18 protein-coding genes and 1 tRNA gene are annotated in these 15,820 nt (G+C 62.9%); 13 read left to right on the top strand and 6 right to left on the bottom strand.

Annotated features, from left to right (window positions below):
* Positions 1–83 precede the first annotated feature (83 nt).
* On the bottom strand, positions 84–275 hold the full coding sequence (locus E8Q41_RS00205) for a hypothetical protein (RefSeq protein ID WP_137153482.1): 192 nt from the start codon (positions 273–275) through the stop codon (positions 84–86).
* Here E8Q41_RS00205 and E8Q41_RS00200 point away from each other — a divergent pair.
* A complete protein-coding gene (locus E8Q41_RS00200; protein WP_137153481.1) occupies positions 265–570 on the top strand; it encodes an ETC complex I subunit in 306 nt (101 codons plus the stop codon). The two genes, E8Q41_RS00205 and E8Q41_RS00200, sit on opposite strands and share 11 nt — an antisense overlap.
* Before the next feature lie 44 nt (positions 571–614).
* Positions 615–691 (top strand) — tRNA-Arg (locus E8Q41_RS00195).
* 37 nt (positions 692–728) lie between these two features.
* Here the strand turns inward: E8Q41_RS00195 and E8Q41_RS00190 are convergent.
* Positions 729–941, bottom strand: coding sequence for a hypothetical protein (locus tag E8Q41_RS00190; RefSeq protein ID WP_137153480.1), 213 nt, complete (start codon positions 939–941; stop codon positions 729–731).
* Between the two features lie 222 nt (positions 942–1,163).
* Positions 1,164–1,568 (bottom strand): hypothetical protein, encoded by a 405-nt coding sequence (locus E8Q41_RS00185; RefSeq protein ID WP_170976303.1) that lies wholly within the window; start codon positions 1,566–1,568, stop codon positions 1,164–1,166.
* A gap of 199 nt (positions 1,569–1,767) precedes the next feature.
* On the opposite strand from E8Q41_RS00185, the gene E8Q41_RS00180 reads away from it, so the two are divergent.
* The 6 genes from E8Q41_RS00180 (at position 1,768) to dprA (ending at position 7,216) form a co-directional block, all read left to right on the top strand.
* Positions 1,768–1,941: a DUF1328 domain-containing protein gene (locus E8Q41_RS00180; protein WP_137153478.1), complete on the top strand. Its 174-nt coding sequence runs from the start codon at positions 1,768–1,770 to the stop codon at positions 1,939–1,941.
* A gap of 188 nt (positions 1,942–2,129) precedes the next feature.
* Complete coding sequence (locus E8Q41_RS00175) at positions 2,130–3,011, top strand: DMT family transporter (RefSeq protein WP_137153477.1); 882 nt, start codon at positions 2,130–2,132, stop codon at positions 3,009–3,011.
* Between the two features lie 102 nt (positions 3,012–3,113).
* Positions 3,114–4,055, top strand: coding sequence for an aspartate carbamoyltransferase catalytic subunit (locus E8Q41_RS00170; RefSeq protein ID WP_137153476.1), 942 nt, complete (start codon positions 3,114–3,116; stop codon positions 4,053–4,055).
* Entirely contained in the window at positions 4,052–5,338 is a 1,287-nt protein-coding gene (locus E8Q41_RS00165) for a dihydroorotase (protein ID WP_137153475.1), read from the top strand. Before E8Q41_RS00170 ends, E8Q41_RS00165 begins: the two co-directional genes overlap by 4 nt.
* Before the next feature lie 111 nt (positions 5,339–5,449).
* Positions 5,450–6,067 carry a glycerol-3-phosphate 1-O-acyltransferase PlsY gene (gene plsY, locus E8Q41_RS00160; RefSeq protein ID WP_246660027.1) on the top strand — a complete coding sequence of 206 codons (618 nt, stop codon included), beginning with the start codon at positions 5,450–5,452 and terminating at the stop codon, positions 6,065–6,067.
* Positions 6,068–6,073: 6 nt separating this feature from the next.
* Positions 6,074–7,216, top strand: coding sequence for a DNA-processing protein DprA (gene dprA, locus E8Q41_RS00155; RefSeq protein WP_137153474.1), 1,143 nt, complete (start codon positions 6,074–6,076; stop codon positions 7,214–7,216).
* Here the strand turns inward: dprA and E8Q41_RS00150 are convergent.
* Positions 7,174–7,398 (bottom strand): hypothetical protein, encoded by a 225-nt coding sequence (locus E8Q41_RS00150; protein WP_137153473.1) that lies wholly within the window; start codon positions 7,396–7,398, stop codon positions 7,174–7,176. The genes dprA and E8Q41_RS00150 overlap by 43 nt on opposite strands.
* 294 nt (positions 7,399–7,692) lie before the next feature.
* Here E8Q41_RS00150 and topA point away from each other — a divergent pair, with 294 nt between their 5' ends.
* From topA to rpmG, 5 genes are all read left to right on the top strand, one after another.
* Positions 7,693–10,404: a type I DNA topoisomerase gene (gene topA, locus E8Q41_RS00145; protein ID WP_137153472.1), complete on the top strand. Its 2,712-nt coding sequence runs from the start codon at positions 7,693–7,695 to the stop codon at positions 10,402–10,404.
* Positions 10,405–10,472: 68 nt separating this feature from the next.
* Positions 10,473–12,731: a ribonuclease R gene (gene rnr / locus E8Q41_RS00140; protein ID WP_246660037.1), complete on the top strand. Its 2,259-nt coding sequence runs from the start codon at positions 10,473–10,475 to the stop codon at positions 12,729–12,731.
* A 23-nt stretch (positions 12,732–12,754) separates the two neighbouring features.
* Positions 12,755–13,189, top strand: a complete 435-nt coding sequence (locus E8Q41_RS00135) for a DUF983 domain-containing protein (RefSeq protein WP_137153470.1) — start codon at positions 12,755–12,757, stop codon at positions 13,187–13,189.
* Between the two features lie 125 nt (positions 13,190–13,314).
* Entirely contained in the window at positions 13,315–14,490 is a 1,176-nt protein-coding gene (locus E8Q41_RS00130) for an MFS transporter (protein ID WP_137153469.1), read from the top strand.
* Between the two features lie 89 nt (positions 14,491–14,579).
* A complete protein-coding gene (gene rpmG / locus E8Q41_RS00125) occupies positions 14,580–14,747 on the top strand; it encodes a 50S ribosomal protein L33 (RefSeq protein WP_137153468.1) in 168 nt (55 codons plus the stop codon).
* A 67-nt stretch (positions 14,748–14,814) separates the two neighbouring features.
* Here the strand turns inward: rpmG and E8Q41_RS00120 are convergent, their stop codons facing one another.
* Both E8Q41_RS00120 and E8Q41_RS00115 read right to left on the bottom strand, forming a co-directional pair.
* Positions 14,815–15,501, bottom strand: a complete 687-nt coding sequence (locus tag E8Q41_RS00120; protein WP_137153467.1) for an XdhC family protein — start codon at positions 15,499–15,501, stop codon at positions 14,815–14,817.
* Entirely contained in the window at positions 15,501–15,815 is a 315-nt protein-coding gene (locus tag E8Q41_RS00115) for an XdhC family protein (protein ID WP_137153466.1), read from the bottom strand. Before E8Q41_RS00115 ends, E8Q41_RS00120 begins: the two co-directional genes overlap by 1 nt.
* Between the last annotated feature and the right edge of the window lie 5 nt (positions 15,816–15,820).

The raw sequence follows: 15,820 nt of genomic DNA, 5'->3' as shown, positions 1-15,820 counted from the left end.
GATGATTCTCAAAAGACGTTGCTAAGGCCCCGGATCGAAGCTAAAGACATCCTCACAAACAAAACGTCGTCGGTTACAATTTTTCAGATCGCCGATAAAAAGTGTTGAATTTCAAAGTCTTCCTTGATTTTGAATGTCTCCACTCCGACCAGTCTGAAACGCCACACATTGTTTTCCTTTTCAGGATTTTGTGGCAAAGTGCCGATATCGCGGCGAAAAGCCGACCGACGACCGCTTTTGATGCTTGATGAGGTGTCCGAGATTATGACGGCCAAGATCTACCGTCCCGCCAAGACCGCCATGCAGTCCGGCAAGGCCAAGACCCATCTCTGGGTGCTGGAGCATGAGATGGAAAAGCCCAAGGTCATCGACCCGCTGTTCGGCTATACCGGCTCGGGCGACATGAAGCAGCAGGTCAAGCTGACCTTCGAGACCCAGGAACTCGCCGAAGCCTACGCCCAGCGCCACGGCATAGCCTATCGCGTGATCCAGCCCAAGGAAGCCACCCGCAAGACCGTTTCCTACATCGACAATTTCCGCTATACGCGCACCCAGCCCTGGACGCACTGATCGTCCGCGCTTGTGTCACGGCCCCGGTCTCCGAGGCCCTCAGCGGTCCCTTAGCTCAGCTGGATAGAGCACCTGCCTTCTAAGCAGGTTGTCGCAGGTTCGAGCCCTGCAGGGATCGCCATTTATTTCATTGCTTGATCGCGGTACGTTCGTGCAGCCTAGTCGTTAAGCCGGGACGCTCGAAGGGCTGTTTCGATACGTTCGAAGCCACGGACGACAACGCCGATGATGATGAGCAAAAGCCCGATCGCATAGGCGTTTGCGCTGACGAACAAGACAAAGTAGTCATCGAATTGCAGGCCCAGCCATGCGGTCAATACGGCGCTGGCGATCAAGAAATAGCCGATCAAACTGACACGATGCGAGAACATCTCTTCTCCTCAGCGGGGCGCTAGCGAGTGGGGGAATGTTGGCTGATATGACATCGGTGAAAAGCTGACTTGGATGGACCGCGTGTGCTTCGCCGATAGAGTTGGGACAACGTCGACGTATAGCGGAAACATTTCCTGCGCCACCATCAATTGTTCTTCAACACGGTCGAAAGTATTTGATTGCGCTAACTTCATGGACCATTTGGGCGCACTCAACCGGCCTCAACCATTCATAGCAATTCGGAGATCACTCAGTGCATCCTCCGCCCAATCGCGGAAACCGTCCCTCTCTTCAAACGGCTCGATGAGCCGGTAGATTTCTTTGGGGTCGACATCAGAATGAAATAACCCAAGCTCGCCCAGCGCGACAATCGATGTGCCAACAATCCAATAGTCTTTACTATTTTGGAGCTGAAACTTCAGCTGCTCCAACAACCAGGATGAATCGTCGATGGAGTCAACCGCGTCCATCATTGCGGCGGTGACAATCTCGGACTCACCAGTCGTCAGCGCATGCAGAAATTCATCTTTTGAAATAACCTGGCGGCTTCTATAGGTATTCAATGATGACGTCCGATTTTTCAGTTGCCGCTTCGGCACTGTAACTCGACCAGACGCTGGCGTCATCAATGAAACTCACTCCGCAAAGTGAAAAGGGCTCCTTCTTTTGACCCGGCTCCGAATGGCCGCGTCAACCGACAGATTTTGGATTGTTCATCCAGCCCCCCATCTCGCATCCCAGCCGGATCCTGCGCCTTTCTGCGTTCGCACCGGAACAAATCCGCCTCTCTCACGTTCGGTTTGCGAAACATGATGGAGGCAACACATGCTCAAATGGGCGCTGATTTTTCTTCTGATTTCGATCGTCTCGGGCTTTCTGGGCTTTTCGGGCGTCTCGGCGGCGACGGCCGGCATCGCCAAGGTGCTGTTCGTGCTGGCGCTGATCATCTTCCTCGTCTTCGTGGTCCTCGCCTTCATGGCCGGCAGCTTCGTGCTGTAGCCTTGGGGACACGGTCGTCCCGAGAATCGTCAGGCAGGCCTTCGGGCCTGCTTTTCTCGTTGTGGCCGGGCCGAAACGACCGTACCGTCAGGTACATGCGGAGGGGAATCAGAATGGCGCGGCGCGACAGCGCGCAGAGCCGGGTCCAGCCTTCCGCCTGCGCCCGCCCTTCGAGCCCCTGAGAATCCATGTCCGACCTCGCCGCAAAACACGCCGTGCCGTCCGTTTCCGCCGTCAAGCTGAAAGCCGCCCTTCTGGGCCTCGCCTCCTACGGCACCTTCACCCTCGCCGACGCCACTGTGAAGCTGCAAAGCGGCGCCTATGCGCTGGCGCAGGTGACGCTGATGCTGGAGATTTCGGCGGCCGTGATCCTTCTCGCCATCGCCGCCGCAAGCGGGCGGGTGAAAAGCGTCGTTCCGCGCCAGCCCGGCTTCACCTATCTGCGCGCCCTGCTGCTGGCGATCGAAACGGCGTTGATCTACTACGCCTTCGCCAATATTCCCATGCCGGAAGCCTATGTGATCGCCTTCATGTCGCCGATCCTGGTGGCGGTGATGTCTTATCTCGTCTTCAAGGAGCGGCTGACGCCGATCGCCTGGGCCGGCGTGGTGCTGGGCTTCATCGGCGTCATCGTGGCGCTTCGCCCCGGCGCAGGCGCGTTTACCGCCGGTCATCTCGCGGCCATCGGCTCGGCCTGCCTGTTCTCCGTCACGCTGTTGATGGTGAAGAAAGCCCATCCCGACGAGTCGGATACGGCGCTCGCCATAGCGCCGGCGCTGCTGCTGGCCATCGGCGCCGGAGCGTATCTGGCTTATTCGGGCGAGTGGAAGCCGCTGACCCTGCCTGCCGCAGCCACCTTCTTCGCCGGTGGGGCGGCGATCGTCGGCGGCAGCATGTTCCTGGTGCGCGCCTTCCGGCTGGGCGAACCGTCGCTGGTCGCGCCCACGCAATATAGCCAGATCGTCTGGGGCACGCTGATCAGCTATCTCCTGTTCAACACGGGGATCGACGCCTACACCATCGCCGGCGCCGCGATCATCATCGTCTCCGGCCTGCTCGTCTTGAAATAACCTCGCTCCGGCTGGGGACGGGCCGTTTTTTCCGCCCTCCCCGCCTTGCTCCTGATGCGGTCGCCCCCTATAGACCGTGAAAATTCAGGAAGGACGCGCCGCATGGTCTTTTTTCCGCACCGCCATCTGCTCGGCATCAAGGGATTGAACGAGCTCGATATCGGATTTCTCCTCGACAAGGCCGACGAGGCCGTCAAGATTTCCCGGCAGCGGGAAAAGAAGACCTCGACGCTGCGAGGCCTCACCCAGATCAATCTGTTCTTCGAAGCCTCCACCCGCACCCAGAGCAGTTTCGAGCTCGCGGGCAAGCGGCTCGGCGCCGACGTCATGAATATGTCGGTCGGCAATTCCTCGGTGAAAAAGGGCGAAACGCTGATCGACACGGCGATGACGCTGAACGCCATGCGCCCCGATGTGCTGGTGATCCGCCATTCCGCCGCCGGCGCCGCCGCCCTTCTGGCGCAGAAGGTGTCCTGCTCCGTCGTCAATGCCGGCGATGGCCAGCATGAGCATCCGACGCAGGCGCTCCTGGACGCGCTGACCATCCGCCGCGCCAAGGGCAAGCTGTCGCGCATCATCGTCGCCATCTGCGGCGACGTGCTGCATTCGCGCGTGGCGCGCTCCAACATCCTGCTGCTCAACGCCATGGGCGCCCGCGTTCGCGTGGTGGCGCCTTCGACGCTGCTGCCCTCCGGCATCGCCGATATGGGCTGCGAAGTCTTCCACGACATGAAGGAAGGGCTGAAGGACGCCGATGTGGTGATGATGCTGCGCCTGCAGCGCGAGCGCATGGCCGGCTCCTTCGTGCCCTCGGTGCGCGAATATTTCCACCATTACGGCCTCGACGCCGAAAAGCTGAAGGCGGCCAAGGAAGATGCCCTGGTCATGCATCCGGGCCCGATGAATCGCGGCGTCGAGATCGCCTCTGAGATCGCCGACGGTCCGCAAAGCGTGATCGGCGAACAGGTGGAAATGGGTGTGGCCGTGCGCATGGCGGTGATGGAAGCGCTGCTGATCAGCCAGAACAAGGGAGAACGCGCATGAGCGTCACGATCCTCGATCGGGTCCGCATCATCGACCCCTCCCGCGACATGGACGAAGTCGGCGCCGTCGTCATCCAGGACGGCGTGATCGCGGCAGCCGGCAAGGACGCGCTGAACCAGGGCGCCCCTGAGGGCGCGACAATCCGCAATTGCCAGGGCCTGATCGCGACGCCTGGCCTCATCGACGCGCGCGTTTTCACCGGCGAACCCGGCGGCGAGCACCGCGAGACCATCGCCTCGGCCGGCCGCGCCGCCGCCGCCGGCGGCGTGACCTCCTTCATCATGATGCCGGACACCGATCCGGTGATCGACGACATCGCGCTGGTGGAATTCGTGCGGAAGATGGCGCGCGACGCTTCGCCCGTGCGCGTCTATCCGGCCGCCGCGCTGACCAAGGGCCTGACCGGTGACGAGATGACCGAGATCGGCCTGCTGAAAGAGGCGGGCGCAGTGGCCTTCACCAATGGCCGCAAGTCGCTGCACAACACCCAGGTGCTGCGCCGGGCGCTCACTTATGCCCGGGATTTCGATGCAGTAATCGCGCTCGAAGCCCGCGACAAATATCTCGGCTCCGAAGGCGTGATGAATGAAGGCCTGCTTGCAAGCTGGCTGGGCCTCTCGGGCATTCCGGGCGAAGCCGAGATCATTCCGCTCGAGCGCGATCTCCGCGTCGCCGCCCTCACCTGCGGCCGCTATCACGCCGCGCAACTCTCCGTTCCCGGCTCTGTGGAGGCGGTGAAGGTCGCTCGCGACCGCGGCGCCCGCGCCACCTGCGCCGTGTCGATCAACAATCTCGCGCTCAATGAAAACGACATCGGCGAGTACAGAAGCTTCTTCAAGCTCTATCCGCCGCTGCGCTCCGAGGACGACCGCGTCGGCATGGTGGAAGCCCTGGCGCGCGGCGATATCGACATCATCGTTTCCTCGCATGATCCGCAGGACGTCGACACCAAGCGCCTGCCCTTCGCCGAAGCCGCCGACGGCGCCATCGGGTTGGAAACGCTGCTGTCGGCGGCGCTGCGTCTGCATCACGACGGTTCGGTGTCGCTGAAACGCCTCATCGACGCGCTGTCGACCCGTCCGGCCCAGATCTTCGGTCTCCCCGGCGGCACGCTGAAGCCCGGCGCGCCGGCGGATATCACGCTGATCGATCTCGACGAACCCTGGCTCTGCATCAAGGAAGACCTGATCTCGCGCTCCAAGAACACGCCGTTCGAAAACGCCCGTTTCTCGGGCCGGGCGGTGGCGACCTATGTGGGCGGCAAGCAGGTCTTCGGCGCCTGATATCATAGCTTTTGCCGGTTGATCGTTGGCCGCGATAACCTCGTCGCCTATCGCGACGCGGGATTTCGCGCTAAATACCGGCGCATAGACCATCTATTAGAGGGGGATCGCATGGATTCGCTCACCACCTGGAATATCGCGGCCATGCCCGCGCTCATCGCCCTCATTCTCGGCTATCTCTCGGGCTCGGTGCCCTTCGGCCTGATCCTGACCAGGCTCGCCGGCCTCGGCGATGTCCGTGCGATCGGTTCGGGCAATATCGGCGCGACCAATGTGCTGCGCACCGGCAACAAGAAGCTGGCGGCCGCCACGCTGCTGCTGGATGCGATCAAGGGCACGGTTCCCGCCGCACTGGCTTACGCATTTTTCGGCGTCGGAGCGGGCGTGATCGCCGGTTTTGCGGCCTTTATCGGCCATATCTTCCCGGTCTGGCTGGGCTTCAAGGGCGGCAAGGGCGTCGCCACCTATATCGGCGTGATGTTCGGCCTCAACTGGCGGATGGGTCTGCTTTTTCTGCTGGTCTGGATTGCAACGGCCGCCATCACGCGTTACTCTTCTTTGTCCGCTCTGGTTGCAATGCTGGTTGTGCCGGTGGTGCAATATCTGACCGGAGATCCGAAGATCGCCGCCGTTGCGGCCGTCATGACGGTTATCGCCTACGCCAAGCATCACGCCAATATTTCCCGGCTGCTGTCGGGCACGGAAAGCAAAATCGGCAAAAAGGGGTAAGGCTCCATGTCTCAGGGGAGCGCCAAGGGAATAGCGCTCTCCGACCGACAAAGGATCGCCTGGCTGAGGCTGATCCGCTCCGACAATGTCGGGCCCGCCACCTTTCGCGACCTCATCAATCATTTCGGCTCCGCCGAAACCGCGCTCGACATGCTGCCGGAACTGTCCGCGCGCGGCGGTTCGACCCGACCGATCCGCGTGGCCAGCCGCGAAGAGGCTGAAGCCGAGTTGAATGAAGCCCTCAGGCGCGGCGCCCGCTTCATCGGCATCGGCGAACCGGATTATCCGCAAGCGCTCAGGCAGATCGAGGCGGCCCCGCCGCTGATCGCAGTCGAGGGCGATCCCAAGGTTCTGCGCAGTGTGGCGGTCGGCGTGGTCGGAGCGCGCAACTGTTCGGTCGCGGGCGCGAAATTTGCAAGCCTCATCGCCAAAGAACTGGGACGCGCCAGTTACGCCATCGTCTCGGGGCTTGCGCGCGGCATCGACGCCGCCGCCCATCGCGCCAGCCTCGACACCGGCACGATCGCTATTCTCGCCGGCGGTCTCGATCGCCCCTATCCGCCCGAAAATCTGGACCTTTTACGAGACATTATCGAACACGGCGGCGCGGCCGTCAGCGAAATGCCGTTCGGCTGGGAGCCGCGCGCCCGCGATTTTCCGCGCCGCAACCGGCTGATCGCCGGCATCGGCCTCGGGTTGGTGGTGGTGGAGGCGGCGGAACGGTCGGGCTCGCTGATCACCGCCCGCTATGCCGCTGATTTCGGTCGGCTGGTGTTCGCCGCGCCCGGTTCGCCGCTCGATCCGCGCTGCAAAGGGGCAAACGGGCTGATCCGCGACGGCGCGCAGATTGTCACCGAGCCGGAGGACGTGCTTCGGGCCATGGCCCCGATCACCGAACGCGACTTGTTTTCGCCGCCGGAAGCGCAGGAGCCGCCGCGTGAAGGCGACGGCGCGCATCTGCCGCCGCCGTCCGACAGCGAGCGCCAGCGCATCATCGATGCGCTCGGACCGAGCCCGGTGGAGATCGACGACGTCATCCGCCACACCGGCGCCTCGGCGCAAACCGTCTATCTCGTGCTGCTGGAGCTTGATCTGGCAGGCCGGCTCTACCGCCACCCCGGCGGTCTCGTGTCGCTCGAAATGGCCTGACGCGGCCGCGCCTCGAGCAGGTCGCCGGCTTCGGTGAACGCCATCTCGATCAGATAGACGAGAAGGTCGGCGCGCTCGGCTCGCGCCACTTGCGACAGTTCCGCCAGCATCTGCTTGATATAGGAGATGCGCTCCCAGGAGGTCGCCACAGCAGTGGCGCTCACATCCAATCGTCTGTCCATCGCACAACCAATCTCTACCCATGATAGTATCGCGGAGCTGAGCTCACTTAGAGTTAGTATAATTGATTAATTTCAGATTGCAACAAATTGCACAACATTTTATGGTTGTATCACGTTGCATCGACGACGTTCGCGGCTCCGAAAGGATTGTCTGGCCCATGGATTGCATTGCCGGGCGTTGCAAGGCTATAAGCGCGGCGAAGTCTGGACGCCAAGCCAGCAAGATTTCCCTCTCGCAAGCGGCGAAAGGGTCAACAAAACCACAATCTGAAGCCGTCAGGCGGAATGTCGATAATGAATGTAGTGGTGGTGGAATCGCCTGCGAAGGCAAAGACGATCAACAAATATCTCGGTTCGAACTACAAGGTTCTCGCCTCTTTCGGCCATGTGCGCGACCTGCCGGCCAAGGACGGCTCGGTGCGCCCGGACGAAGACTTCGAGATGTCTTGGGAAGTCGACGCCGCCTCGCAGAAACGGCTGAATGAAATCGCCGACGCGGTGAAGAAGTCCGACGGCCTCTTCCTCGCAACCGACCCGGATCGCGAAGGCGAAGCGATTTCCTGGCACGTGCTCGACATTCTCAAGAAGAAAAAGGTCATCGGCGACAAGCCTGTGAAACGCGTGGTGTTCAACGCCATCACCAAGAAGGCCGTGCTCGACGCGATGGCCGAGCCGCGCGATATCGACGCGCCGCTCGTCAACGCCTATCTTGCACGCCGCGCGCTGGATTATCTCGTCGGCTTCAACCTGTCGCCTGTGCTGTGGCGCAAGCTTCCCGGCGCAAAATCCGCGGGCCGCGTGCAGTCCGTGGCGCTGCGGCTGGTCTGCGACCGCGAAGCCGAAATCGAACGCTTCGTCGCCGAGGAATACTGGAACATCGTCGCGCTGTTGCGCACGCCGCGCAACGACACGTTCGAAGCCCGGCTGGTGTCCGCAGACGGCAAAAAGCTTCAGCCCCGCTCCATCGGCGACGGCGTGCAGGCGAAAGACCTGAAGTCGATGCTGGAAGGCGCGTCCTATCGCGTCGAAAGCATCGAGGCGAAACCCGTCAAGCGCAATCCCTCGCCGCCCTTCACCACCTCGACGCTGCAGCAGGCCGCCTCCTCGCGCCTGGGCTTCTCGGCCTCGCGCACCATGCAGGTGGCGCAGAAGCTCTATGAAGGCATGGATATCGGCGGCGAAGTCGCCGGTCTCATCACCTATATGCGTACCGACGGCGTGCAGATGGCGCCCGAAGCCATCGACGCCGCCCGCAAGGCGATCGGCGCGCAATTCGGCCCCCGTTATGTGCCGGAAAAGGCGCGCCTCTACTCCACCAAGGCCAAGAACGCCCAGGAAGCGCACGAAGCCATCCGCCCGACCGACTTCACCCGGACGCCCGACAGCGTGCGCAAATATCTCGACGCCGACCAGTTCCGTCTCTACGATCTGATCTGGAAGCGCGGCATCGCCAGCCAGATGGCGAGCGCCGATATCGAGCGCACCACGGCCGAAATCATCGCGGAAAACGCCGGCCGCGTCGCCGGCCTTCGCGCCGTCGGTTCGGTGATCAAGTTCGACGGCTTCATCGCTGCCTATACCGATCAGCGCGAGGAGATCGAGGACAATTCCGGCGAGGAGGAAGACGGCCGTTTGCCGGAGATCCGCGCCAAGGAAAGCCTCGCCAAGGAAAAGATCGACGCCAGCCAGCACTTCACCGAGCCGCCGCCGCGCTATTCGGAAGCAACGCTGATCAAGCGCATGGAAGAACTTGGCATCGGCCGGCCCTCGACCTACGCCTCGACGCTCGCGACGCTGCGCGATCGCGGTTACGTCACGATCGACAAGCGCAAGCTGATCCCCGACGCCAAGGGTCGCATCGTCACCACCTTCCTCGAAAACTTCTTCACCCGCTATGTGGAGTATGATTTCACCGCCTCGCTCGAAGAGAAGCTCGACAGCATCTCCGCCGGCGACTTGAACTGGAAGGACGTGCTACGCGACTTCTGGAACGAGTTCTTCGCCCAGATCGAACAGACCAAGGAGCTTCGCGTCTCCGACGTCATCGACGCGATGAACGAGGCGCTGGCGCCGCTTCTGTTCCCCGCCCGCGCCGACGGCGGCGATCCGCGCGTCTGTCAGGTCTGCGGCACCGGCAAATTGTCGCTGAAGCTCGGCCGCTACGGCGCCTTTATCGGCTGCTCCAACTATCCGGACTGCAATTTCACCCGGCAATTGTCGGCCGATGCGGCGGATGCCGAAGGCTCGGTGTCGAGCGAACCCGTCTCCTTCGGCGCCGATCCGATGACCGGCGAGGACATCAGCCTGCGGTCGGGCCGTTTCGGACCTTACGTCCAGCGCGGCGACGGCAAGGAGGCCAAGCGCGCCAGCCTGCCCAAGGGCTGGACGCCCGACAGCATGGACCATGAAAAGGCGCTCGCGCTGCTCAACCTGCCGCGCGACGTCGGCCAGCATCCGGAAACCGGCAAGATGATTTCCGCCGGCATCGGCCGCTATGGGCCTTTCCTGCTGCATGACGGCGGCTACGCCAATCTCGAAAGCGTCGAGGACGTCTTCTCGATCGGTCTGAACCGCGCTGTCAGCGTCATCGCCGACAAGGCCGCCAAGGGCCCGGGTCGCGGCCGCTCGGCGCCCGCGGCGCTCAAGGACCTCGGCGACCATCCCGATGGCGGCAAGATCACCGTCCGCGACGGCAAATACGGGCCTTACGTCAATTGGGAAAAGGTCAACGCCACCATCCCCAAGGGCACCGATCCGCAAAACGTCACGATCGAACAGGCGCTTGCCCTGATCGCCGAGCGCGCGGCCAAGGCGGGCGTCGGCAAGAAGCCGGCCGCCAAGAAAGCGCCGGCCAAGAAAGCCGCAGCAGTGGACGCCGAGGGCGCAACCCCCAAGAAGACCGCGGCGAAAGCCAAGACGACGAAGACCGCCGCCAAGACTGCGGCGACCAAGACCACAGGGGCCAAGACCAAGGCCGCTGCCAAGACGAAATCGAAGGAGAGCTGAGCTCAGTGTCCAAGGCGCCGAGATCCCGGACGGGCAAACCGGATCAGAAAACCACCAGCCGTTCCGCAATCATCCAGGGCGTGGCGCCGACGCGCGAGGTTCTCCTCGAATTCATTCAGGACAATCCCGATCTCGCTACCAAGCGCGATATCGCCAAGGCGTTCGGCCTGAAGGGCGAGCAGCGCATCGAGCTCAAAGAGCTTCTGCGCTCGCTCGAGGATGACGGCATGGTGGAGAAGAACCGCAAGACGCTGATGCGTCCCGGTTCGCTGCCGCCCGTCACCGTGCTCGACATCACGCTGCGCGATTCCTCGGGCGAACTCATCGCCCGGCCCGCAGAATGGGACGACGAGAACGGCGTGGCGCCCGCCGTGCTGATCCGCCGCTCCTCCGAACGGTCGAAGTCGAAGGCGCCGGTGGCGGGCCTCGGCGACCGCGTCGTCGCCAAGATCTTCGTCAACAAGGAGCGAGGCGGCCCGGCCTATACGGCGCGCGTCGTCAAGATCATCGACAAGCGCAAGAATGCGGCGCTCGGCGTGTTTCGCTCCCAGGGCGCGGGCGGCCGCATCATGCCGATCGAAAAGCGCGGCATGGAGATCGAAGCCGATCCCTCCTTTGTCGGCAACGCCAAGGACGGCGATCTGGTCGAAGTCGAAACGCTGAAGATCGGCCGCTTCGGCCTGCCGCGAGCCAAAGTGGTTTCGGTCGTCGGCTCGGTCGCCTCGGAAAAGGCGATCTCGATGATCGCCATTCACGCCCATGGCATTCCGCACATTTTCCCGGACGCGGTGCTGCGCGAGGCGGACGAAGCCGGTCCCGCCGACATGAAGGATCGCGAGGATTGGCGGCAGCTGCCGCTGATCACCATCGACCCCGCCGACGCCAAGGACCATGACGACGCGGTCTGGGCCGAGCCCGACGCCTCGCCCGACAATCCCGGCGGCGTGATCGTCGTGGTCGCCATCGCCGACGTCTCTTATTATGTGCGGTCCTTCTCGGGACTGGACCGCGAGGCGCTGAAGCGCGGCAACTCCGTCTATTTCCCCGACCGCGTCGTCCCCATGCTGCCGGAGCGGATTTCCAACGACCTCTGCTCGCTCAAGGAAAATGTCGACCGCCCGGCGCTCGCCGTGCGCATGGTCTTCTCCAAGGAAGGCCGCAAGGCGGGCCACACCTTCCATCGCATCATGATGCGCAGCGCCGCCAAGCTGTCCTATCAGCAGGCGCAGGCCGCCATCGACGGCGCGCCCGACGACAAGACCGGACCGCTGCTCGATCCGATCCTGAAGCCGCTCTGGAACGCCTATGCGATCCTGAAGGACGGACGCGACCGCCGCCAGCCGCTCGAACTCGACATGCCCGAGCGCAAGATCCTCTTGAAGCCCGATGGCACGGTCGATCGGGTCTATGTGCCGGAACGGCTGGACGCGCATAAGCTCATCGAAGAGATGATGATCCAGGCCAATGTCTCAGCCGCCGAGACGCTGGAGAAAAAGAAGCAGCCGCTGATCTTTCGCGTCCATGACCAGCCGTCGCTCGCCAAGCAGGAGACGCTCAGGCAGTTCCTGAACACGCTCGACATTTCGCTCGCGCATGGCGCGCTGCGCTCCAACAACTTCAACACCATCCTGCAAAAGGTCGAGGACAAGCCCTATCAGGCCATGGTCAACGAGATGGTGCTGCGCTCGCAGAGCCAGGCCGTCTACAGCCCGGCCAATATGGGCCATTTCGGCTTGAACCTGATGCGCTATGCGCATTTCACCTCGCCGATCCGTCGCTATGCGGACCTGATCGTGCACCGGGCGCTGGTGGCGTCGTTGGGCCTCGGCGCCGGCGGTCTGCGGCCGGAAGAGGAAGAACAGCTCGAAGATATCGCCGCCGAGATCTCCACTTTCGAACGCCGCGCCATGGCGGCCGAGCGCGAGACGGTGGAGCGGCTGATCGCCCATCATCTGGCAGGCCGCATCGGCGAGGAATTCGACGGCCGCATTTCGGGCGTCACCAAGTCGGGACTATTTGTCTCACTGCCCGCCTATGGCGCCGACGGCTTCGTGCCCGTATCTACCATCGGCCGCGATTACTATATTTATGACGAGGCGCATCAGGCCCTGACCGGCGACAAGACCGGTCTCGGCTTCCGGTTGGGCGATCCCGTGCGGGTGAGACTGGCCGAGGCGGTTCCGCTTGCCGGAGCCCTGCGTTTCGATATTCTGAGCGAAGGCCGCAAAATGCCGACGGCCATGCGCTCGTTCCATAAGTCGGGTAAGCGCGGACGCGAACCGGCGCGCAAGACGCCGGGCACAAGACCGCCTCGCGGGAGACGGTGACCGACATCCCAAGGAGAGACCCGATGGCCAAGATCGAAGACAGCCCAGTCTGGACCAATGCGCAGGTGAGCGAACGCCCGCCGCGCGACATCTGGGGCGCGATCAAGCGAGGCCTGTTCTGCCGCTGCCCGCATTGCGGCGAGGGTCGCCTGTTCAGGGCCTATCTGAAGCCGGTCGACGCCTGCGCGGTCTGCGGCGAGGACATGACCCATCAGCGCGCAGACGACCTGCCGGCCTATCTCTCCATCGTCGTCGTGGGCCATGTCGTCGTCGGCGGCTTCATGATGACCGATCTCGTCTGGCCGGCGTCCAACTGGACCCATCTCGCCATCTGGACGCCGATCACGCTTCTCCTGGCGCTGACCACCATCCAGCCGATCAAGGGCGCTGTCATCGGACTGCAATGGGGCGCGCGTATGCACGGATTCGGCGGCGAAGAACCGAAGCCCGAATCCTGACATCTTTAAAAATTACCGGAAAATGCGCGTCAGGGCTTTGAAATCCGGCCCTGAGCCGTCTAACTGTCTGGAGCCGTCAAAGCGCGCGGCGCGAGCAGGAAGCGAGCCTTTGAAAGTGAAGTTGCATGAGTGAACCCTTGGGAGGCGAAAGCGAGGCGATCCACTGGCCTTCGCTGATCGCTGCGATTGCGTCCATCTCCGCCGTGGGCATCGCCATCGGTCTCGGACTTCCGCTTCTGTCGCTGCTGCTGGAACAGCGCGGCATTCCCTCCTCTCTCAACGGGTTGAACACCGCCACGGCCGGCCTTGCCGCGATGATCGCAGCGCCGATCACCACCAAGCTCGCCCATGACTATGGCGTGGCCACCACCATGATCTGGGCGGTGTTCGTCGCCGCAATCAGTTCGCTCGGCTTCTACTACATCGAGAATTTCTGGGCCTGGTTTCCGCTGCGCATCGTCTTTCACGGCGCCACGACCACGCTGTTCATCCTGTCGGAATTCTGGATCAACCATGCGGCGCCGCCGTCGAAACGCGGTTTCGTGCTGGGAATTTACGCCACGGTTCTGTCTATGGGCTTCGCCGGAGGCACGGCGATCTTCTCGCTGGTCGGAACCCAGGGCGTGCTGCCATTCGTGATCGGCGCGCTGGTGATCACGCTGGCCGCGATCCCGATTTTCATCGCCCGCAAGGAAAGCCCCTATCTCGACGAAAAGCCGCGCCAGCACTTCCTGCGCTACACATTCGCGGTGCCCACCGCCATCATGGGCGTCTTCGTGTTCGGAGCGGTCGAAGCGGGCGGTCTCGCTCTGCTGCCGGTCTACGCCACGCGGCTCGGCTTCACCGAGGCGCAGGCGAGCACGCTCCTGACCGTAATGGCGATCGGCAATGTCGCGCTGCAGATCCCGATCGGGCTGATGGCGGACCGCATCCGCGACCGCCGCCTGCTGCTGCTCATCATGGGCGTGATCGGCCTCATCGGCGCCGTCCTGCTGCCGCATGCCTCATCCTCCTGGGTCAAGCTCGCGGTGCTGCTCTTGATCTGGGGCGGCGTGGTGGCCGGTCTCTACACGGTAGGTCTGAGTCTCATCGGCCAGCGATTCTCAGGCTCCGACCTCGCCGCCGCCAACGCCGCCTTCATTTTCTTCTATGCAGTCGGCACGGTGGCGGGTCCTGCGGCAATCGGCGCGGGCATGGATCTGCGTGGAACCGATGGTTTTGCCTGGACTTTGACGGCCTTCTTCGTGGTCTTCGTGGTCTTCGCCCTCTACCGCCTGATTTTTCATCCGCGCCGGACTTGACTTTCCAGGCTTTATGCGTAGTTTCGCGCCAGATTTCGCCGTGGCCTCACCGGTTTTCACGGCGTCAACTTTTTAAGGGCAGTACGACCATGGCGAAAGCAACAACCATCAAGATCAAGCTTCTCTCGACGGCTGACACCGGCACGTTCTACGTGACCACCAAGAACAGCCGCACCTTCACCGAGAAGATGGTCAAGACCAAGTATGACCCGGTCGTGCGCAAGCACGTCGAGTTCAAGGAAACCAAGATCAAGTAATCTGGTCTTCCGGTTCCGGAATGAGAGCGCGTCGCCCAAAGGCTGACGCGCTTTTTGTTTGTGTGGATCAGCGAATGGCCCGCCGGCGAAATGCATGAATGAGGGCGCCGAGAACCGATACGGCGATCTCCGCCGGGCTGATCGCGCCGATATCGAGCCCGATGGGCGCGTCGATCCCGGCGATCTGTTCCTCCGTCAGGCCAAGCGCCATCAGCCGCTCCACCCGCTTTGCATGCGTCTTGCGGCTGCCGAGCGCGCCGACATAGAAGCAGCCGGCCCTCAGGCCCGCAGCGATCGGGTAGTCGTCGATCTTCGGATCATGCGTCACCGCGATCAGCGCCGTATAGGCGTCGAGCGGCCGCGCCTCCAACACATCCTCCGGCCAGTCGGCGACGAGATCCACACCCTCGAACCTCTCGGGCGCCGCAAAGGCGGTGCGCGGATCGATCACGCTCACATCGAAGCCGGCAATGGCCGCCATCGGCGCCAAAGCCTGGGTGATGTGGACGGCGCCGATGGCGACGATGCGCGGCGGCGGAACCTGAACGTTGAGGAACAGACGCTTGCCGTCGATCTCGACCTGGTTGGACTTGCCGCTGAGAAAGGCCGTCCTGACGGCTGCGCCCAGACTGTCCTCCACCACCTCGCCTTCGGCGATCAACCGACCTCCGCCTTGTTCGAGATCGGCGACATAGACGGATGCGCGGCGCTCTGCCCTCAGGGCATTCAAGCGGACAAGATCCTCGCGCTTCATCAGGCGATCCTTTCGACATAGACGGCGATGCGGCCGCCGCAGGACAGGCCCACGCGCCAGGCGGTCTCGTCGGCGACGCCGAACTCCAGCAGTTTCGCCTCGCCCGAGGCGATGACGTCCTGCGCCTCGGAAATGACGGCGCCTTCGACGCAGCCGCCGGACACCGAGCCCTCGAAATTGCCCTCGGCGTCGATCACCAGATGCGACCCCACCGGTCGCGGCGCCGAGCCCCAGGTTTCAATCACTGTGGCGAGCGCCACACTACGGCCCTCTCCGGTCCAGGCCTCGGCAATATCGAGCGGATCAAGCGGCATGGCGA

It is taken from the genome of Rhizobium sp. FKL33 (assembly GCF_005222915.1).
In the GTDB taxonomy this organism is placed as follows: Bacteria; Pseudomonadota; Alphaproteobacteria; order Rhizobiales; family Rhizobiaceae; genus Rhizobium_E.
This window is presented reverse-complemented; position numbering and strand designations above follow the sequence as displayed.